Origin of the sequence: Kitasatospora kazusensis (genome assembly GCF_039529945.1) — a bacterium.
GTDB classification, from domain to species: domain Bacteria; phylum Actinomycetota; class Actinomycetes; order Streptomycetales; family Streptomycetaceae; genus Kitasatospora; species Kitasatospora kazusensis.
On the sequence record NZ_BAAANT010000072.1, the window covers coordinates 1 to 17,803 of the forward strand.

The 17,803-nt window shown below is 71.8% G+C and carries 18 protein-coding genes and 1 pseudogene; 8 read left to right on the plus strand and 11 right to left on the minus strand.

The window, feature by feature from the left end; genetic code table 11:
• Positions 1-167: 167 nt before the first annotated feature.
• On the minus strand, positions 168-2,267 hold the full coding sequence (locus ABD330_RS30820; RefSeq protein ID WP_344469601.1) for a tetratricopeptide repeat protein: 2,100 nt from the start codon (positions 2,265-2,267) through the stop codon (positions 168-170).
• Between the two features lie 480 nt (positions 2,268-2,747).
• Here ABD330_RS30820 and ABD330_RS30825 point away from each other — a divergent pair, with 480 nt between their 5' ends.
• A complete protein-coding gene (locus tag ABD330_RS30825; RefSeq protein WP_344469602.1) occupies positions 2,748-3,074 on the plus strand; it encodes a hypothetical protein in 327 nt (108 codons plus the stop codon).
• Between the two features lie 1,040 nt (positions 3,075-4,114).
• Here ABD330_RS30825 and ABD330_RS30830 read toward each other — a convergent pair.
• From ABD330_RS30830 to ABD330_RS30845, 4 genes are all read right to left on the minus strand, one after another.
• Positions 4,115-4,990: an ABC transporter permease gene (locus tag ABD330_RS30830; RefSeq protein WP_344469603.1), complete on the minus strand. Its 876-nt coding sequence runs from the start codon at positions 4,988-4,990 to the stop codon at positions 4,115-4,117.
• 2 nt (positions 4,991-4,992) lie between these two features.
• Positions 4,993-5,985: an ABC transporter ATP-binding protein gene (locus tag ABD330_RS30835; RefSeq protein WP_425555708.1), complete on the minus strand. Its 993-nt coding sequence runs from the start codon at positions 5,983-5,985 to the stop codon at positions 4,993-4,995.
• Entirely contained in the window at positions 5,982-6,875 is an 894-nt protein-coding gene (locus ABD330_RS30840; protein WP_344469604.1) for a DUF4097 family beta strand repeat-containing protein, read from the minus strand. Before ABD330_RS30840 ends, ABD330_RS30835 begins: the two co-directional genes overlap by 4 nt.
• 126 nt (positions 6,876-7,001) lie before the next feature.
• A complete protein-coding gene (locus tag ABD330_RS30845; RefSeq protein ID WP_344469605.1) occupies positions 7,002-7,529 on the minus strand; it encodes a hypothetical protein in 528 nt (175 codons plus the stop codon).
• A 229-nt stretch (positions 7,530-7,758) separates the two neighbouring features.
• Between ABD330_RS30845 and ABD330_RS30850 the strand changes: the two genes are divergently transcribed.
• Positions 7,759-8,532, plus strand: a complete 774-nt coding sequence (locus tag ABD330_RS30850) for a uracil-DNA glycosylase (RefSeq protein WP_344469606.1) — start codon at positions 7,759-7,761, stop codon at positions 8,530-8,532.
• A 141-nt stretch (positions 8,533-8,673) separates the two neighbouring features.
• On the opposite strand, the gene ABD330_RS30855 is transcribed toward ABD330_RS30850, so the two are convergent.
• Entirely contained in the window at positions 8,674-9,513 is an 840-nt protein-coding gene (locus tag ABD330_RS30855) for a CHAD domain-containing protein (protein WP_344469607.1), read from the minus strand.
• A 95-nt stretch (positions 9,514-9,608) separates the two neighbouring features.
• Between ABD330_RS30855 and ABD330_RS30860 the strand changes: the two genes are divergently transcribed.
• The 4 genes and pseudogenes from ABD330_RS30860 to ABD330_RS30875 form a co-directional block, all read left to right on the plus strand.
• Positions 9,609-10,244, plus strand: a complete 636-nt coding sequence (locus ABD330_RS30860) for a hypothetical protein (protein WP_344469608.1) — start codon at positions 9,609-9,611, stop codon at positions 10,242-10,244.
• Positions 10,245-10,424: 180 nt separating this feature from the next.
• The gene (locus ABD330_RS30865) at positions 10,425-11,225 is read left to right on the plus strand and encodes a DsbA family protein (RefSeq protein ID WP_344469609.1); all 801 of its coding nucleotides are present in this window, start codon (positions 10,425-10,427) and stop codon (positions 11,223-11,225) included.
• Positions 11,226-11,229: 4 nt separating this feature from the next.
• Positions 11,230-11,802 carry a vitamin K epoxide reductase family protein gene (locus ABD330_RS30870; protein WP_344469610.1) on the plus strand — a complete coding sequence of 191 codons (573 nt, stop codon included), beginning with the start codon at positions 11,230-11,232 and terminating at the stop codon, positions 11,800-11,802.
• Between the two features lie 422 nt (positions 11,803-12,224).
• A pseudogene (locus tag ABD330_RS30875) lies at positions 12,225-12,641 on the plus strand (transposase); the annotation flags it as partial.
• A 533-nt stretch (positions 12,642-13,174) separates the two neighbouring features.
• Here ABD330_RS30875 and ABD330_RS30880 read toward each other — a convergent pair.
• Entirely contained in the window at positions 13,175-13,456 is a 282-nt protein-coding gene (locus ABD330_RS30880; protein WP_344469618.1) for a helix-turn-helix domain-containing protein, read from the minus strand.
• 804 nt (positions 13,457-14,260) lie between these two features.
• Between ABD330_RS30880 and ABD330_RS30885 the strand changes: the two genes are divergently transcribed.
• Entirely contained in the window at positions 14,261-14,485 is a 225-nt protein-coding gene (locus ABD330_RS30885) for a hypothetical protein (RefSeq protein ID WP_344469611.1), read from the plus strand.
• A gap of 68 nt (positions 14,486-14,553) precedes the next feature.
• Here ABD330_RS30885 and ABD330_RS30890 read toward each other — a convergent pair whose 3' ends face one another.
• From ABD330_RS30890 to ABD330_RS30905, 4 genes are all read right to left on the minus strand, one after another.
• A complete protein-coding gene (locus ABD330_RS30890) occupies positions 14,554-14,817 on the minus strand; it encodes a hypothetical protein (RefSeq protein ID WP_344469612.1) in 264 nt (87 codons plus the stop codon).
• Positions 14,818-15,144: 327 nt separating this feature from the next.
• On the minus strand, positions 15,145-15,570 hold the full coding sequence (locus ABD330_RS30895) for an Hsp20/alpha crystallin family protein (RefSeq protein WP_344469613.1): 426 nt from the start codon (positions 15,568-15,570) through the stop codon (positions 15,145-15,147).
• 246 nt (positions 15,571-15,816) lie between these two features.
• Positions 15,817-16,089, minus strand: coding sequence for a hypothetical protein (locus tag ABD330_RS30900; RefSeq protein WP_344469614.1), 273 nt, complete (start codon positions 16,087-16,089; stop codon positions 15,817-15,819).
• Positions 16,064-16,756, minus strand: coding sequence for a hypothetical protein (locus ABD330_RS30905; RefSeq protein ID WP_344469615.1), 693 nt, complete (start codon positions 16,754-16,756; stop codon positions 16,064-16,066). Before ABD330_RS30905 ends, ABD330_RS30900 begins: the two co-directional genes overlap by 26 nt.
• Positions 16,757-16,869: 113 nt before the next feature.
• Here ABD330_RS30905 and ABD330_RS30910 point away from each other — a divergent pair, with 113 nt between their 5' ends.
• Positions 16,870-17,304, plus strand: coding sequence for an Hsp20/alpha crystallin family protein (locus tag ABD330_RS30910; RefSeq protein WP_344469616.1), 435 nt, complete (start codon positions 16,870-16,872; stop codon positions 17,302-17,304).
• Positions 17,305-17,803: the final 499 nt, after the last annotated feature.

The following is a 17,803-nucleotide window of genomic DNA, read 5'->3' on the forward strand; positions in this document are numbered from 1 at the left end:
AGCCTCCGCCAGGGCTGCCTGCCGCAGTTCCCGCCAGATCGGCCAGTCGTCTGATTCCAAAGTGCGCAGTTCAATCATGGCGCAGACCCTGCCGTACTGACGGAGCAACAGCAACGGTATACCGTCCGATCTTCGTGCCGAACCGGTGAACCTACACGGTCAGAGCACTAGTCAGCCCCGACAGCCCAACTCGCCAGGAAGGCCCGGATCGCCGCCGTCCTGGGGTGCCCGGGCTCCAGCAGGCGCTCGGCGTCGGCGAGGAGTTCGGCGGCGGCCCGCCGGGCCCGGCCGGGGTCGCCGAGGGCCGCGAGGGCGTGGGCCAGGTGGAGGCGGGTGGAGAGGGTGTGCGGGTGGTCCGGGCCCAGGATGCGGCTGCGGTCGGCCGCCAGCGCGGTGAGTTCGGCCGCCGCCTCGGCGGGATCACCGGTCAGCAGGGCGAACCAGGCCCACGCTCCGCGTACGGCGAGCGTGTGCGGATCGTCCGGGCCGAGCAGCGCGGTGGCGTCGGTCACCAGCAGGGACAGGTCCACCTGTGCGGCGCCGAGTTCGCCGCCGCAGCCACGGAACCAGGCCAGCCCGCGCCGGGTGGCCAGGGTCTGCGCGTGCCCGCTGCCGAGCACTCGCTCCCGGTCGGCCAGCAGCACGCGCAGCTGCCGAACCGCCTCCACCGGGTTCCCCGACTCCCCGGTGAAGTAAGCCAGTTGGTGCCGGGCCGCGAGGGTGTCGGCATGGTCGGGGCCGAGGTGGCGGGTGGTGTCCGGCACCAGCGTGGCGAAGAGCCGGACGGCTTCGGCCGCCTTCCCCGACTCACCGGTGAAGTAGGCCAGTTGGTGCCGGGCCGCCAGCGTCTCGGGGTCCGGATCGCCCCGCGCCTCGGCCCGCCGCCGCAGGATCGGCTCCAGCGCGCGGACGGCCTGCGCGGGGTGGCCGGAGTCACCCAGCACGATCGCCAGCGCGAAATCCGCACCGGGCACCGCCCCTTCGCAGGCCCGCCGCAGCGCGACCGAGGCCCGGCCGAGCCGGGATTCCTGGTGAGCCACCAGCCCCAGGCCGTAACAGTCCTCGGCACCGACTCGCGGCAGCAACCCGTCCCACAGATGGTCGGGCACCGGCCCCAGACCGGGCGCGTCAAGCAGGTAGTCGAATGCCGTCCAGCCCGCCACCGGACTGCCGATCAGCAGGCTGCTGGTCGCGTGTGCCGCCTGGCTCGCCCAGGCGATCGCGGACCCCAGGGGCTCCGGCTTCAGCGCCTCACCACCTCGGTCGGCCAGGTACATCTGGTGCAGTTCGGCCAGCCACTCCTGCGGGAGCGGACGCCGCAGGCCGAGCCGCCGGCAGTCGACGGCGGCCGCGACGAGCGCCGCCCCGCGCGGATTGGCGCCGGGCGCCCAGCCGTCCCGCCAGGAGTCCAGCAGGGCGGGCCCCGAGGCGAGCACCTCGCAGACGCCGAATCTGGCGCGGCTGCGCAACGCCCGCTCGATCCTGGGGTCTTCGGCCACTCGGACGGCCCGTTCGCACTCGGGTTCGCTCCAGCGACGGGCGACCCGGATCGTCCGGGCCGCCTGGATGACGCCTCGTTCCGTCCGCCAGAGGTCACGATCGGATCCGGTGAGGCGGCTCTCCTCGCGGGCGTCGTAACGACGGTGCTCCTCGGCCCGCATGGTCGCCAGCACGGTGACCTGGCCCGGCCGCTCGGCCAGCAGGGCGGCCAGTTCCCGCTCGGCCAGGCCGCCCGCGCCCAGGTAGCACTCCAGGTCGTCCAGCCAGAGCAGGCTGCCGCGGCGCCGGTGACGACGGATCTGCTCAAAGGCGAGCGGCAGCGCTTCCTTGCCGAGCGGACGGACGAAGAGCCGCTCCGGGAAGAGCGTGCGGGCCGTCTCGTAGGCGAGCCGGGTCTTTCCTGCCGTCGACTCACCAAGCAGAAGGATGAATTGATGGTCCGTCAGTATTCGGCGAAGCTCGGGCTCGACATCGCGCGCGACATAGGCCGGCGCCCCCTCGGGCGACCACTCGGCGGGGTGCACCCCGACCGCCAGCGGGTCGTCGACCTGGGAGACCAACGGAATCCGGCCCGAACGCCCGCGCAGCAGCCCCCCGAAGGACGACGCGCCGCCCCGGCCCTCCGTACCCGCCGCCACCCGGTCGGCGAGGAAGCCGAGCACGGCGGCGGTCGCCCCGACACCGACAGCCGGGACACCCGACAGCCACACCTGCGAGACCGCCGCCGCCACCGCGCCGATCCCGACCACGCCGACGTAAACGGGCAACCCCCTGCCCCGCCGGGCCAGTTCCGCCACTCCCGACATCCGCCATCCCCCAGTACGTCAGGCTCCGGTCTCGTATTCTCCCGGCTCCACCCCCGCTGTCGAGGGCCCTGGCAGCCTGAGCTTGTGCCAACTGATTCGACGTGTAGCGACTCGAACCCGGTCAGAGCTTCAGCGGCCCGTAGGCGCCGTTCTGGAAGGCGAAGACGGTCGGCTCGGGGTCGTACTCTTCACGGAAGTATCCGCCGTATCCGATTCTTCGACATGCGGCGCCAGCAGCTCCAGGATGATTCGGAGCACAGAATCAGACGAAGGCCGTGTCCACGTCCGGCGAACTCCCGGATGAGCGAAATCGTTCGAGAAGCGTTCGAGATCGTGGCAGCATGGGCCGCGTGATGACGAACCGAAAGGCCCATGCCGCGTAGACGGCCGGCGCACATCCGGACCAGTCTCCCCCTCTGTCGGGCACAGGCTTCCAGGCCCGTGATCGACGGTGTCTCCTCGCGGGCACTCTCCGAGATCGCTCACCTCGAACGCACCCGGAACTACCTGCAACCAGGGGATGTCACTGCCGCTGTGCGCCTGTGGAAGGATCACGTTCACCGATCCGAGCGCCAACTGTGGCAGGACTACGAGTGGGGCAACGCGCACTGGTACTGCTGCGGCAACCCCTTCGAAGCCCGCGCCCTCCTCGGCACTGTGATGCATGCGATGTCACCCCGGAGCGCCCGCGAACTCCGAAAGATCATCAACAAGCTCGACGCTGTCTACCGCCTTCCCTCACCGTCGTATGACGGAGACGGAGGTTGAAGCACAGGCTGAGTGCCTGTGCATGCCGCCCGCACCCCGATCGTCGGCGCCTCGCCCCGACCCTGGACGAGGAGCCGTCGCCGCCGAGGATCGGGGCACCTCCGGCGCCGTTCCGCGTCGCACGGCTGCTGGTGGCCCTGCACGAAACCGGGGCCCGGGACATCGCCGGGCCCGGGACATCGCCCTGTCCTGCTGTCGCCCGGCCCTGCTGCGGTAAACCCGACCCCCGAGCCGCGGAGGCCGACGGCCGGGCAACCTTGGAATGCCCTCGTTCGACGAGATCGCCGTCCGGACTACACGGCTCCGGTCCGGTCGGCGGCACCACCAGGACGCGGCACCGCTGCCCGAGTCCACTGGACCAGGCGGTCGAGGACCGCCAACACGACTTCCTGGCGCCCCGATGGAAGAAAGGGCCAGGTCAGCCATGCCGGCGCAGACAACAGCACGACTGCCAAGAGGGGCAGTGCGAACAAGGCGGCGAGAAAGGGGCGTGACAGCCACGCAGGCATGCGTCGACCTCCAGGTGAATCCCGCGAGGGGAACCGTGTTGGACGGCGACGCGAACTGGGCACCCCATGCGCTCAGGCGCATGCAGCCTCCGGCCAGAGCCGACATCCATCAATTCGTTGCGACTCTACCCACAACGCGGCGATCACAACCAACAGTTCGGAGAAAGCGACGCCCGCCTCAACCGGACGGCGATCACCCGGACGACCCACCACATCGCCCGCCGGCACAGACCCACCGGCCGGCCACCCCGTTCGGGTTCAGCCGGCGATGGGAGTCAGGAAGATCCGGACATGGCCGAACGGGTCGCGGAGCATCGACTGCCGGACGTCGTAGGGCATATCGGCCGGTGGCGACAGCAGTTCGGCTCCTGTGGCCGCGGCCCGGGTACTCAGGTCGTCCCCACCGTGGAACGAGACGGCGCGGCCCGCAGGACGACGGCAGGGCCCTCGTGATCCAAGGGCCCCGCCGTCCTTCGTCCCGCGTGCTCCACACTCCGTGTGCTGCGCGCCGGCCCTCGGCTCGCCACCGGCTCAGAGCTGCTTCGGCTCCCGCTCGTACAGCCGCCGCGACCAGACGTACGACAGCGCCGCGACTCCGACGCACCAGGCGATCGTGATGACCAGGTTGTCGCCGATCTTCGTACCGGTCAGCAGTCCGCGCAGCGTCTCGTTCACCGGGGTGAACGGCTCGTACTCGGCGAACCAGCGCATCCCCGTCGGGAGCGAGCCGGTCGGGACGAACCCGCTGCCGAGGAACGGCAGCAGGACGAGGAACATCGGCGAGTTGCTCGCGGTCTCCACGCTCTTGGCCGACAGCCCCAGGCCGACGCACAGCCAGGTCACGGCGAAGGTCAGCAGCAGGACCACGCCGAAGGCGGCGAGCCACTCCACCGCGTTCGCGTGCGGCCGGAAGCCGACGGCCAGCGCCGCCAGGGTGACGACCACGACGCCGACCAGCGTCTGGATCGTCGCGCCCACGACGTGCCCGGTCAGGACCGACGACCGGGCGACGGCCATGGTCCGGAAGCGGGCGATGACGCCCTCGGTCATGTCCTGGGCCACGGCGATCGCCGTGCCCTGCGCCGCGGCGGCCACCGCCATCAGGATGATGGCCGGGGCGACGTAGTCGGCGTACGCGGCGCGGCCGCCGTGCAGGCCGGCCGGCATCCCGGCGCCGAGCCCCGACCCGAGCGTCCCGCCGAAGACGTAGACGAACAGGAGCAGGAAGACGATCGGCATCAGGACGATCATCAGGGTCAGCGAGGGATAGCGCTGCATGTGCCGCAGGTTGCGGCGCAGCATGATCCGCGCGTGGACCAGGGCGTGCTGGGGGTACCTCCCGGCCGAAGGCTGGGGGATGGTGTCGGCGGCGCCGAATCCGGTGTCGTCCACCGTCGTGGTGCTCATCGTCAGGCTCCCTTCTTGCCCGTGAGGGCGAAGAACACGTCGTCGAGATCGGGGGTGTGCACGGTGAGCGCCTCGACCTCGACCGCGGCGTCGTCCAGCTGCCGCAGCAGCGTCCGCAGGGTGCTGACGCGGCCGTCGCCGGCGAGCTGGAGGGTGAGCGCGTCGTCGTCGCGGCCGGTCGGGGCGAGCTGCGTCGGGGCGAGCGCCGTCGCGGCGGCGTCGAGGTCGGCGCGGTCGGCGAAGGCCAGCTGGATGTGCCCGCCGGGGATGCGTGCCTTGAGCTCGGCGGGCGTCCCCTCGGCGACGATCCGGCCGCCGTCCAGCACCGCGACGCGGTGCGCGAGCTGGTCGGCCTCCTCCAGGTACTGCGTCGTGAGCAGGATGGTCGTCCCCTCGGCGACCAGCCCGCGGATGATGTCCCACATCGTGCGCCGGCTGCGCGGGTCCAGGCCCGTGGTCGGCTCGTCGAGGAAGATCACCTTCGGGTTGCCGACCAGGGTCATCGCCAGGTCGAGCTTGCGCTTCATGCCGCCGGAGTAGGTCGACGCCGGCTTGTCCCCGGCTTCCGTCAGCTCGAACCGTTCCAGCAGTTCCCCGGCCCGGCGGCGCCCGGCCTGCTTGGGCAGCAGGTGCAGGTCGGCCATCAGCATCAGGTTCTCGCGGCCGGTGAGGTAGCCGTCGACGGCCGAGAACTGGCCGGTGACACCGATCGCACGCCGGACCGCCTGCGGGTTCCTGGCGGGGTCCTGGCCGGCGATGCGGATCTCGCCGGCCTCGGGACGGAGATAGGTGGTCAGGAGGTGGACGGCGGTGGTCTTGCCGGCCCCGTTCGGGCCGAGCAGGGCCAGGATCGAGCCCTGCGGGACCGTCAGGTCGATGCCGTCGAGCACGGTCTTCGCACCGAAGGACTTGCGGAGGCCGCGCGCCGAGATCGCGGCGACGGCGGTGGTCACTGCGGGCACGGCTGCACCGGTGGTGGTCGGCACGGTGTTCACGCCTCCTCGTCCAGGCGCGGCGCGCGGCGGATGGTGACGTCGCCGAGCTTGGTGCCCGCGTAAACCTCGACCTTGTCGACCGGCTCACCGGCCTCGGGGGCGTCGGAGGAGGCGAGCTCGTTGTAGACCCGGCCGATACCGGTGTTCAGCTCCAGCCAGGCGGCGCTGCCCTCGCGGACGCCGACCTCGACGCCGCCGTTCTTGGACGTGGCGGACACCTTGCCGCGTACGACCTCGCCGATCCGCACCTCGCCGTTGGAGGTGGCGGCGGTGATGTCGGACAGCGCGCGGTCGACGGACACCGAACCGTTGGAGGCCTTGACGGTCGCGGGCCCGACGACGAGGCCGACCCACACCTTCCCGTTGCCGGTGGAGATGTCGGAGACGCCGTCCACGGTGCCGATCCGGACGTCGCTGGAGCCGCTGTGCACCTCGGCGGAGCCGCTGACACCCTCGACGGTGATCCCGCCGACGCCGCTGCGGAGGTTCAACGGCCCGGTCTCGGCCAGCCGGACGGCGCCCACGTCGGTCTTCAGCGCGACCGCGCCGAGCACACCGTCGGACCGGAAGTCGCCGAGCGCGGCCTCGCCGCGGACGTCGGAGTCGGTGGGCAGCTGGATGACGACGGTGACCGACTCGGGCCGCTTGCCGCTGAAGTTGACGAACCGGTTGAGGGGCTTCCTGGAGACGATGCTCAGCGTCCGGGTGGCGTCGTCGTACTCGACGCGGGTGTTCTCGGCGGCCTTGACGTCGGCGGCCTTGTCCGGGTCACCGGGGCGGACCTCGACGATCGTGTCGGTGCGGTCGGAGGCGGCGAAGCGGACGTCGGCGACGTAGAGATCGAGGGTGACGGCGATCGGGGTCGGGGTGTTGAAGGTCGAGAGGGACATCTCGGGTTCCTTTTGCTCGGGCTGGCTCTGGCCGGTGGGTGGTGCGGTGGCACTTCGGTGCTTCAGTGCTTCAGTGCTTCGGTGCTTCAGTGCTTCGGTGCTGCTGCGGTGGGGGTGCCGCGCGGATCAGCGGCCCCAGCCGGTGTAGCTCTGGCCGACGGCCCGGTCGGGCCTCTGGGCGGGGGCCGGCCGGGTGGCGAGGCGGCCCTCGTTGGCCAGCCCGGTGGCGGCCGCCCGGACGAGCCAGGCATTGACGGAGAGCCCGCCGGCGGCGGCCGCGTCCTCGACCAGTGCCTTGAGGCTGGCGGGCAGTCGCAGGTTGATCCGGACCATGGCGGCGTCGTCGCCCTCGGCGACGGGCAGTCGCACCTCGACGGGGGCGGCCACGGCGCCGGCCGGAGCGGCGGGCGCGGGCGGCGGCGTCACGACGAACCCGGCCTTCCCGCCCCGCAGCCGGACATCGACGGAACCGGGCGCGAGCTCCGCGGAGATCTCCTCCGCCGCAGCGGAGAGCGCCTCCAGCAGGGTGAGCCGCACCGCGGCGTCGAGCGGGGGGAGCAGCCGGTCGGCGAGCGCACGGGCGTCCTCGCCGCCGACCTCGGCCGCGATCGTCAGCTCGCGGCGGAGGCTTTCGACGTACTGGGTGAGTTCCATGGCTCTAATATGGCACCACTTTGGCACCATCGCAAGCCATTCTGGCTCCACCTGGCATAACAGCAGGTCAGAGGCATTGCTACCGACGCGCGAAGGTGGCACAACGCAGCGCTTTCCGACTCCCGTGGTGCCGTTCAGCGCCATGTGGTGCCACACAGTGCCACCTGACGCCACGCGGTGTCGTGTGATGCCCCAACGTGGCCGCACCCGGACTGCCTACGATCGGGACATGGAGACCCCGTCCCTCCCCGGCTCCCCTGCCACCGGCCCTGATGCCGCCGCCTCCGCGCGCAGCCTCGCCGAACTCGACGAGGCGGTGACCCACTGCCGGGCCTGCCCCCGGTTGGTCGGCTGGCGCGAGGAGGCCGCCCGGGTCAAGCGCCGCGCGTTCCTGGACTGGGACTACTGGGCCCGGCCGATCCCCGGTTTCGGCCCCGAGGACGCGGCCCTCGTCCTGGTCGGGCTGGCCCCGGCAGCGCACGGGGGCAACCGGACGGGACGGATCTTCACCGGCGACCCGTCCGGTGACCTGCTCTACGCCACGCTGTACGGGCTCGGGCTGGCCTCCCGTCCGGAGTCGGTGCGCCGGGGCGACGGTCTGGAGCTGTACGGCGTGCGGATCACCGATCCGGTCCGCTGCGCACCGCCCGAGAACAAGCCGACGGTGCCGGAACGGGACACCTGCCGCCCCTGGCTGGTCCGCGAGTTGGGCTTCCTGCGGCCGACCGCCCGGGCGGTGGTGGCACTCGGCGGGTTCGCCTGGCAGGCGCTGCTGCCGGTGCTGTCCGCCGCCGGGTACACCGTGCCCCGCCCCCGGCCGGCCTTCGGCCACGGCGCCCGGGTCACCCTGCCGGCCGCCGACGGCGGACCGCCCCTGGAACTGTTCGGCTGCTACCACGTCAGCCCGCGCAACACCTTCACCGGACGGCTCACCACCGACATGCTCACCGACCTCCTCGGCACAGCGGCCCGCACCGCAGGCCTCCCCGTCACCCCCGCCTGAGCACCCCCGCCTGAACACCCCCGACGCACCGGGCCAACCCCAGGGGCGCGGGGAACTGCGCGAATCGGGAGTGACGTAGCGGTGCCTTCCGCCCTCGCGCAGCTCCCCGCCCCCTTGGACAGGGCAACCTCGGGCGGACCTTCAGTCCCCGAAGGGCTCGCGGCGGGCCCGGCGCCACACCTCGGGCAGCTGCTCACGCGCCCGTGCGGCGACGGCGAGCTGCTCGCCGTAGAGCACGCCGTACCCGAACCCCTCCCCCGGCTGCTCCCGGGCCAGCCCGCGCAGCGCCCCGCAGGCGACCACCGAGTCCTGGTGCACACCGAGCAGTTCCTGCAGGGCCTTCATCCGGGCGGTGAAGGCCCGGGCCGACGGCCCGGCCGTCTCGCCGAGGTAGCGGGCCCACTTCGCGGCCTTGCGGGCCTCGTGCAGCTCCCCGTCCCGTTCGGTCCCCGACTCGGCGGCCGCCGCCGCCCGCAGCCGCGCGCTCACCCGGCGCTGCTCGCGGCGGGCGAGCTCGGCGAGCGCGGGCAGCCCGTCGGCGGGCGGGGGTTCGGCGGAGAGCCGGGCGAGGGTGGCCGTCAGCGCCGCGTACCGGGGGCCGTCCAGGGCGGCGAGCACCTGCGGGCGGGCCTGCTCCGCCTGTGCGCGGGACCACGTGGTGAGTCTTGTCACGAGTTGCTCCGGCCCGCACTCGGCCGGCAGCCGGGCGGCCCGGCCGATGAGCAGTTCCCCCAGTACCTCGCTGTCCCGGGCCTGCCCGAGGACGGAGGCGAGCCAGCGGAGTTCCCCGGCCACCCCGGCGAGCGGCGGGCCGTACGCGCGCAGGGCGCTGCGCACCCGGCGGGAGGCGATCCGCATCTGGTGCACGGAGTCCGGCGCATCGGCCCGTACGGCGGGTCCGAGCCCGGCCAGGACGCCACTCTGCTCCGCGATCCGGGCGGCCAGCAGCGCCCCCGCCGTCCGTCCGGCCTGCCGCGCCATGCAGCAAGGCTAAGCCTGGGCCTACCACACTGCCCGAAACCGGAGAGCTCCCGGCTCTCGTGCCCGCGCCGGACCGCATGGCATACTCCGAGGCGATGACTGACAACCAGGCGACCAGGGCTCTGCGGGCAGCGGTGTTCACCGCGCTCGCCGTTCCGCTGTCCGCGCTCGGGCACGTCGTCATCACCGGGCGGGCGCTGCCGCTGACCCTGGTCGTCGTGGCCACCGCCACCGTGTTCGTGGTCGCGCTGGCCGCCGCCGGCACCCGGCGGCGCTTCCTGCACATAGCCGCCGTGCTGGTACCGGTCGAGCTGCTGCTCAACACCGCGTTCAACCTCGGCCAGGACACCTGTGCCTCGGCCGCCCCCACCCACGGCGTCGACCTGCTGGTCTGCGGCGGCGGTTCGGTGGACGGCTCCTTCCTCACCACCAGCACCCCGGGGGCCGCGCAGGCCCTGGTGCTGATGGTGCACCTGCTGCTCGCCCTCTCCGCCGCGCTCTGGCTGCGGCTCGGCGACGCGGCGCTCGGCGGGCTCGCCGAGGCACTGCGGGCGCTCGGTGAGCTGCTGGCCTCGCCGCTGCGGGTGCTGCGGCTGCTCGCCCCGCTGCCGGGCTGCCCAGTGACGCTGGCACCCGTACCCGACGCCCGGCAGGCACTGCCCCGGCCGTCCGAGGTCGTGCTCAGCCCGGCGCCACGGCGGGGACCGCCGGCGCTCGCGCTCGCCTGCTGACGGCGGTCGACTCCCGGTCGACCCTCCGACCTGACACCGGTCGGCCCCCGGTCGGACACCGACCGGACGATCTTCCGTCGGCTCAGGCCCGCCTCCGCTCGTAGCCCCCAGTCTTCCGGCACGCCCCCGCGCCTCGCGCGGCCCTGCGGCGTGTCCGTTTCCCAGGAGTTGACGGATCCCATGACCACCTCCCAGCACCAGCCCAAGCTGTCCGCCCGCGAGCGCATGGCCGAGGCCCAGCGCCGCGAGGCCCGTACCCGGGTCGTCCGCCGCCGCGTCGTGGTCGGCGTCTCGATCGCCGGCGTACTCGCCCTGGCGGGCGCCACCGCCGTCGCCATCAGCACGGCGAAGACCACCGACGGCCCCGCCGTCTCCGCTTCCGCTCCCGTCGTCACGCCCGCGAACGCCGGCGGCAAGGACGGCACCGTGATCGTCTACGGCCGCGCGGACGCCCTGCACACGCTCCAGGTCTACGAGGACTTCCGCTGCCCGATCTGCCGCAAGCTGGAGGAGTCCACCGGCAAGACCGTCCAGCAGCTGGCCGACAACGGCACCTACAAGATCGAGTACCACCTGGCGGCCTTCCTGGACGACGGCCTCGGCGGCAAGGGCTCGGCGACCGCACTGGCCGTCGCGGGTGCCGCGCTCAACGAGGGCGTCGACAAGTTCAAGCAGTTCCACGACGTGCTGTTCGCCAACCAGCCGGACGAGAAGGTGGACGGCTTCGGCGACGTCAACCACCTGCTGGACCTGGCGGGCAAGGTGCCCGGGCTGAAGACCGACGCGTTCACCAAGGCCGTCACCGAGGGCACCTACAAGCCCTGGGCTGCCAAGGTCGCCGCCACCTTCGCCGACAGCGGCGTGCAGGGCACTCCGACCCTGATCCTCGACGGCAAGCAGCTCAACGTCTTCGACAAGCAGAACGCCCCGATCACCCCCGAGGCGTACACCGCGTTGGTCCGCCAGAGCACCGGCGGCTGACGCCATGACGCAGAGCACCCCGTCCACCGGTGTGGGGGCGAGCCGGGGCTTCGCCGTGTTCCTGGTCGTCTGCGGCGCGCTGGGGCTGGCCGCCTCGGCCGTCCTGACCGTCGACAAGATCCGCCTGCTGCAGAACCCGAACTACACGCCCAGCTGCAACATCAACCCCGTGATCAGCTGCGGGTCGGTGATGCGCACGGCGCAGGCCGAGGTGTTCGGCTTCCCCAACTCACTGCTGGGGCTGGCCGCGTTCGGCGCCCTGCTGGCCATCGGCGCCGGGCTGCTGGCCGGGGCGACGTACCGGCGCTGGTTCTGGCTCGGCCTCCAGCTCGGCACCGTCCTCGGCCTCGGCTTCACCTGCTGGCTGATCTACCAGGCGCTGTACGAGATCGGGGCGCTCTGCCCGTACTGCATGGTCGTGTGGGCGGTGGTGCTGCCCCTGTGCTGGTACACCACCCTCCACAACCTCCGCCGGCTGACGGGGCGTTACCACTGGGTCGTGCCGGCCCTGTGGTACCTGGGGATCGCACTGCTGATCCTGAACCGCTTCTGGTACTACTGGCGGACCCTGCTGTGAACCGCGCTGACCTGCATGCATGTGCCGGACGGGCCTCGGAGGGCACTTTCGGGGCACATTGCCCGCCCTCGGGCCGCACAGCCGGTGACACCCCGTCGGCGGCCGCCCGCTCCACCGGGACAAGAACCCTGTTGACCGCCGCGCGAGCGCGATCGTCACTCCCGGGCATCAGGCGGACGTAGGCCTTCCACCTGAACGCTTCATCGGAGTGCCCGAGACGGGCGGCCAGGTCCTTGACCAGGCACCCGCCGTCGATCAACGCGGAGGCGTGGGCATGACGGAGGACATGCATTCCGTCCTCCGTCATGCCGCGAACTTCTGCGCCCTGATCGGCGGCGGGACGGTGCCGGCGTGCACGAGTGCAGGCTTCCACACCCCCAGGTTGAAGATCGACCGGTAGAGCGCTTCCCCGCCTTCGGTAGCTCTGGTCCGACGCCTGGGCTGAGTTCGTGCCCTTCCTGGCCTTCGACGTGGAGATCCGCAAGGTCATCTGCTCGACGAACGCCATCGAGTCCGTCAACGCGCGCATCCGCAGGACCGCCCGGGCCCGGGGACACTTCCCGAACCCGCAGGCCGCGCTCAAGTGCGTCTACACGGCGCTGATGTCCCTCGACCCGACCGGCAACGGCCGAAAGCGCTGGACCATGCGCTGGAAGGCCCCGTTGAACGCCTTCGCGAACGGCCTCGAACTCGACCGCGCCGCCGTCGACGCCGGACTCACCCTGCCCTACCACAACGGCCGAGCCGAGGGCGTCAACACGCGCACCAAGCGGATCATGCGGCAGATGCACGGCCGAGCCGGGTTCCCCCTGCTCCGCCACCGCATCCTCCTCCACTGATCACTGCACAGCGCTACCACCGATTACGGGACAGAGCCGTTAAGTTGACACACCCCCTGGCTGCTGATGGCCCAGGAGGCCCGCATGGCTGGCGTGAGCTGCGCGCGAAGCAGCCTGGGGACCAGGCAGTTGCCCGCGTCGAGGCGGGTTGTCAGCTCGGGCCGAGGGGCTCAGGCTCGCAACGACTCGATCTTGTCGAGCAGTCGCATCAGCAGGTCAGCGAGGAGAACGACCTCGGCAGCTTCTGTGGGAATCGGTGTAGTCAACGCGGCGATGGCTGACAGGGTTCTCGAAGAGGCCGATCGCTCCCTTGAAGAACTCCATCAGGGCGACCGCCTCGCCACCATCGGCCTCGACATCCGCCAACGGCCCGCCGGCCTGGCCGTTCGGCCTTTCCGGGCGACCCCGCACTGGTCCCCGCCAGTGCGGCAGACCAGCGATCGGGGCGGCCGGTGCCCCGCCCTCCGGGGGGGCGTGCGGTGAGCGCCTGGCACTCACCGCACGGCGGTCTCGTCAGCCGGGCAGGTAGACGGTCAGGTGTCGGCGGCGGGTTCCTGGCCGTGCTGGGAGCGGCGGAGTTGTTCGTTGATGCGCAGGGCTTCTTCGAGTTGGTCTTCGAGGATGACGATGCGGCAGGCGGCGTCGATGGCGGTGCCCTGGTCGACGAGGTCGCGGGCGCGCATCGCGATGCGCAGCTGGTAGCGGGAGTAGCGGCGGTGGCCGCCCTCGGAGCGCAGGGGGGTGATGAGGCCCTGTTCGCCGAGGGAGCGTAGGAAGCCGGGTGTGGTGCCGGTCATCTCGGCGGCGCGCCCCATGGTGTAGGCGGGGTAGTCGTCGTCGTCGAGGCTGTCTGGGGTGTGGGGCCTGTCGGTCGTCGTAGTCACTGCACCTCTCTTGGTTCCTGGGGAACGCGTCGAGGGGCCCCGGCGCCATTGCGGCTCCGGGGCCCCGAAGGGGAACAACACCATCTACCGGCCTGGGCCGGGTTCCTTGTTCCGCAACTCCCCCAGGGTGGGGGTGTGCGGGGATCGCGTATGCGTGACCGGAAACCACCGTCCTCGTACTCAAAAGGGGGTCTGCGGTGTCCGCCCGGGTGAATACCTCACGGGCCGGGCGATCCTGATGGCGCTCTGTCCCTCCGTTCATCCTCTGTACGGACTGATACTGCGAACTGCTCGGTACTGCTGAACTTCAACTACATGGTCCGACAGCCAGCCCCGTTGCCCGTCCTGCTCACCTGCTCGGCTTGGAACCCCACTGCCTGGTCCTCCCAGCACGCGCGCCGCAGTCCTGGCGCCTTCACTGGGATACCGCGTACCGCGACTGCTGGTACCGCCCGGCCCGGCCGCCGATCCTGCCGCCTTACTGCACCAAACCTGGCATCAGGACCCCACAACCGTGCCGACCTGCGAACTTGTGTACTGCTTCCCGCCAGTTCGTGTCTGGCGAGTACCGCTTGACTGCGTCTACGAGAGAAACACTAACCGCAGCCCCGGGCAATGTCTACTCCAGCCAGCATAGATTTTTCGGTGTTCGAGGGGGAGGTAGTCTTCCCCCCGCAGAACGGACGGTCCGCACCCGCGGCCCGGGACAACGAGCGGCGCTAAGGACGGGAGGCAATGGTGGAAGAGTCGCAGACCACGCCAACGGTGCGCGCACCCGATCCGCACGCACGGGCGTCGTTGGTGTCCGCCCTCACCGAAGCCGTCCGCGACCGCGATGAGCGGGGCCTGCGCCGGCTGCTGGCCCGCTTCGCCGAGCAGGCCGCCATCGCGGACCTGCCCGCCCTGCGCGACGCCCTTGACCCACGGCAGCACCGCGGTCGGCGGCCAGGACCCCGATAGCCGGTACCGACAGCCGCACAGGCGCTGCTGCCACGGCCGTGGCAGCAGCGCCTGTGCGGCTCCGAACGTCAGGTGGCGCGGACCGCGGTGTCGCAGGCCAAGCAGATGTGCCCGGCCCAGCGCGGCGGGAACCAGCGACGCCCCAGGCGGTCTGGCTGCCAACGGTCGGGCACCATGGCCGCGGTGTGCATGCCGCAGAGGGTCAGCGGCCCCGGATCGTCCGGGACGTCCGGATCGGAGAGCGCGGCGTGGACCCAGCGCACCGCCAGGACGTCAACCGGCTCCTCACCCACCATCAGACCGCGCGCCGCCTGCGGCTCGACCAGCTCCACGCGACCCATCACCTCACCGTGCGCGCTGGCGACGGCGACCGCCCCCGGGCGCAGGGGCGGCCGGCAGCGGACCAGGCCGGCCGCCCGGTTTCGCGAGCCTGCGCCCGGACCCGGACCAGGGAGTACGTCCCGGGCCGACGGATGGAGCCGGGCCCATCGTCCGCTCAGTCGCGTCAGCGGGAGGTCGAGCCGCAGCGGGGCGCGGCCGTCCGCGTGTGCGATCTGCCGCCGCCGGCCAACGGGTGGTGGGTCCCGCCGAGAGCAGCCATCGTCCTTCGGGTGCGGTCGGGGCGGGGTGGGGCTCGCGCCCCGGCCGCGCAGGTGGTGTCAGGCGGTGATGGCCTCGCGTTCACCCTTGGCCGCGATGGTGATCTTGCGGGGGCGGGCTTTCTCGCTGATCGGCACCCGCACACTCAGCACGCCTTGGTCGTACTCGGCCTCGATCCGGTCGGTGTCCAGGGCGTCGCCCAGGAACACCTGCCGGGAGAACCGGCCCAGCACCCGCTCGTCCGCCAGCACCTCCGCGCCCTGCGGCAACTGGGAGGCGCGCTCGGCGCGAACTGTCAGGACGTTGCGCTCCACGTCCAGGTCGACGGTCTGCGGGTCGATGCCCGGCAGATCCAGGCGCAGCACGAATACCTCACCGTCGCGGTAGGCGACCAGCGGCATCCCCGCCGGCTGGGACACGGTGCCGACCAGCTGCTGGGTGAGCCGGTCGAGGTCGCGAAGGCCGCGGAGGGGGTCGGTACGCATCAACAAGGGGATCAGCTCCTCACGGTCGTGAACGGTTACGGGTGCCCACGGACGGCCTGCTGCCGGGCCTCCCCGGCTGCACTCCCGCCGGGCACCTCGACGGGAAAGTTATAGCGCCAGCCAAGCTTTCTTGACAAGCATGAACTCAACTTTAGCGATCCGGATGCGCGCAATGCGGGAAGGTCAAAGGCCAGGAGGCCAGGGCCCCGGCAAGGTCGCCGTCGGGCTGGCGGATCGCGCTGCCGTTCACGGGTCCGAGGGGCGCTGGTGCCGTCCTGGCTGCCGGCTCCCGTGATGGGCGGTCGGGGCTTCGGCGGCGGTGGCGCTCACTGTCGAAGTCCAGGGGTGGTCGATGAGGTCCTGACGCAGGGTGCTGTGCCTGGCCAGGCACACGTTGATGGCGTCGATGGCGCCGCCTGTCTCGGACTGGAGGCGTTCGCGGACGTTTTCGAGCCGGTCTTCGAGCTGCTGCCAGCGTTCATCGGCGGTGGGGTCAGGTGCGGCGACGGTTGCTGCCATGGCGGAGCTGGTCGGTGTGGGCGGTGAGGGCGTCGAGGCGGGTGGCGAGGTCGGGGTGGCCGATACCGAGATGGGGACGCACGTCGGTGAGGGGCGCGATGAGGTCGGCGGCATCTGGGGTGGCGAGGGCGGTGCGCAGGGCGGCCTGGGCGGGGCGGCCCTGCGGGGTGAGGTCGGTGAGGTAGGTGATCTGGGCGGCGAGGACGCGCAGGTCGGCGGCGTTGTCGCGGGCCCAGGTGGTGACGGTGCGCTCAGCGGCCCGGCGGTCGCGGACGGCCTTGACTCGCTCGGCACCGGTGCCGGCCGGGCCGGGGGTGCTGGTTGCGGGCCTGAGCCGTAGGTAGCGGTTTTCGGCGGCCTGGCGGCTGGCGACACCCATGGGCTGGGCGAGGTCGGCCCAGGTGGCGCCCGCGGCGCGGGCGGTCTCCACGAGGCCCGCCTCCCAGCCGGCGAGCTCGGTGCGCAGTTCGCGCAGCATCAGGATCGCGGCCAGGGCCGGCTCGGGGCCGGCCTGCGCGTCAGGGCCCGGCCGGTCGGCTTGCCCCGGGGCCTGGGCGGTGCGGACCGCGTCGTCCATGGCGGCCAGCGCTGCGGCCGCGGCAAGGAAGGAGGCGGGCTCGGTGGGCGGGGTGCCACCGGTCGTCGGCGGGGCGGGCTTCTCACGCATACATGTCACCCTCCAGGCGACGCATGGAGTTGTCATCGGATGGATGACATGTTAGAACAGATTCAGGTGAAGCGCATTGGCCCTGCTGCCTGGACCACTGGAGGTGTTTCCTGATGTTGATGCGCACTGACCCGTTCCGTGAGTTGGACCGGCTTACCCAGCAGTTCCTGAGCACCACCGGCACCTGGTCGCGTCCGACCCCGATGCCGCTGGACGCCTACCGCACCGGCGACGAGTACGTGATCTGCTTCGACCTGCCCGGCGTTGACCCGCAGGCGATCGACATCGACGTCGAGCGGAACATGCTGACCGTCAAGGCCGAACGCCGTCCCCGCCACGAAGGTGAGGGCGTGAAATGGGAGCTGTCCGAGCGCCCGCTGGGCGTCTTCTCGCGCCAGGTCATGCTCTCCGACACCCTCGACCCTGAGGGGATCAGCGCCGACTACGGCGCAGGTGTACTGACCCTGAAGATCCCGGTCGCCGAGAAGGCCAAGCCCCGCAAGATCACGATCAGCCACAGCGGCGACCGCAAGCAGATCCGAGCCTGACCGCCCCAGACCGCCGTCCCGCACCGCTATCCCCCCGGCCGTGCGGGACTGCCACCCCCGGCTGGTCCGCCGCCACCCGGGCACGCCAGGCGTTGTGCGGGCCGAACGGACAGCCAGCGATGCCGGACTGGCGCACGGCAGCACCGTGGTGACAGCAGCGGCGGCATCGACCTCATCAGCGCCCCGTCGCTGCGCGGCCGGCCGCCGCCCTGGAGGAGCACCGCGCGGTGGAGCTCGACCTGTCGGAGGTGCCGCTCGCGGACGTGGCGAACCCCCAGCCGGTACCGACCATCGGGCCCTGACCGCCCTGCGAACCGCTCGCGTCCCGGAATGAGCTAATTCCATCCTGAAATCTGCTGGTCACCGGGGGCTGGTGTGGTGCGGGGTCGGCGTGCTCGGGCTGGTCACGGGCTTGATCGCGATCGGGTGATCGTCCGTCAGCGGGAAACTTCCGCGTTCGTCAGCACGAGCAGGGCACGCAGGAGCGTTGTCGCGTGCC

Coding starts and splice junctions, on each gene's coding strand:
- ABD330_RS30830 (WP_344469603.1), bottom strand. CDS start 4,990: ATGAGCACCACGACGGTGGACGACACCGGATTCGGCGCCGCCGACACC.
- ABD330_RS30840 (WP_344469604.1), bottom strand. CDS start 6,875: ATGTCCCTCTCGACCTTCAACACCCCGACCCCGATCGCCGTCACCCTC.
- ABD330_RS30845 (WP_344469605.1), bottom strand. CDS start 7,529: ATGGAACTCACCCAGTACGTCGAAAGCCTCCGCCGCGAGCTGACGATC.
- ABD330_RS30850 (WP_344469606.1), top strand. CDS start 7,759: ATGGAGACCCCGTCCCTCCCCGGCTCCCCTGCCACCGGCCCTGATGCC.
- ABD330_RS30855 (WP_344469607.1), bottom strand. CDS start 9,513: ATGGCGCGGCAGGCCGGACGGACGGCGGGGGCGCTGCTGGCCGCCCGG.
- ABD330_RS30860 (WP_344469608.1), top strand. CDS start 9,609: ATGACTGACAACCAGGCGACCAGGGCTCTGCGGGCAGCGGTGTTCACC.
- ABD330_RS30865 (WP_344469609.1), top strand. CDS start 10,425: ATGACCACCTCCCAGCACCAGCCCAAGCTGTCCGCCCGCGAGCGCATG.
- ABD330_RS30870 (WP_344469610.1), top strand. CDS start 11,230: ATGACGCAGAGCACCCCGTCCACCGGTGTGGGGGCGAGCCGGGGCTTC.
- ABD330_RS30880 (WP_344469618.1), bottom strand. CDS start 13,456: ATGGGGCGCGCCGCCGAGATGACCGGCACCACACCCGGCTTCCTACGC.
- ABD330_RS30885 (WP_344469611.1), top strand. CDS start 14,261: ATGGTGGAAGAGTCGCAGACCACGCCAACGGTGCGCGCACCCGATCCG.
- ABD330_RS30895 (WP_344469613.1), bottom strand. CDS start 15,570: ATGCGTACCGACCCCCTCCGCGGCCTTCGCGACCTCGACCGGCTCACC.
- ABD330_RS30900 (WP_344469614.1), bottom strand. CDS start 16,089: ATGGCAGCAACCGTCGCCGCACCTGACCCCACCGCCGATGAACGCTGG.
- ABD330_RS30905 (WP_344469615.1), bottom strand. CDS start 16,756: ATGCGTGAGAAGCCCGCCCCGCCGACGACCGGTGGCACCCCGCCCACC.
- ABD330_RS30910 (WP_344469616.1), top strand. CDS start 16,870: ATGTTGATGCGCACTGACCCGTTCCGTGAGTTGGACCGGCTTACCCAG.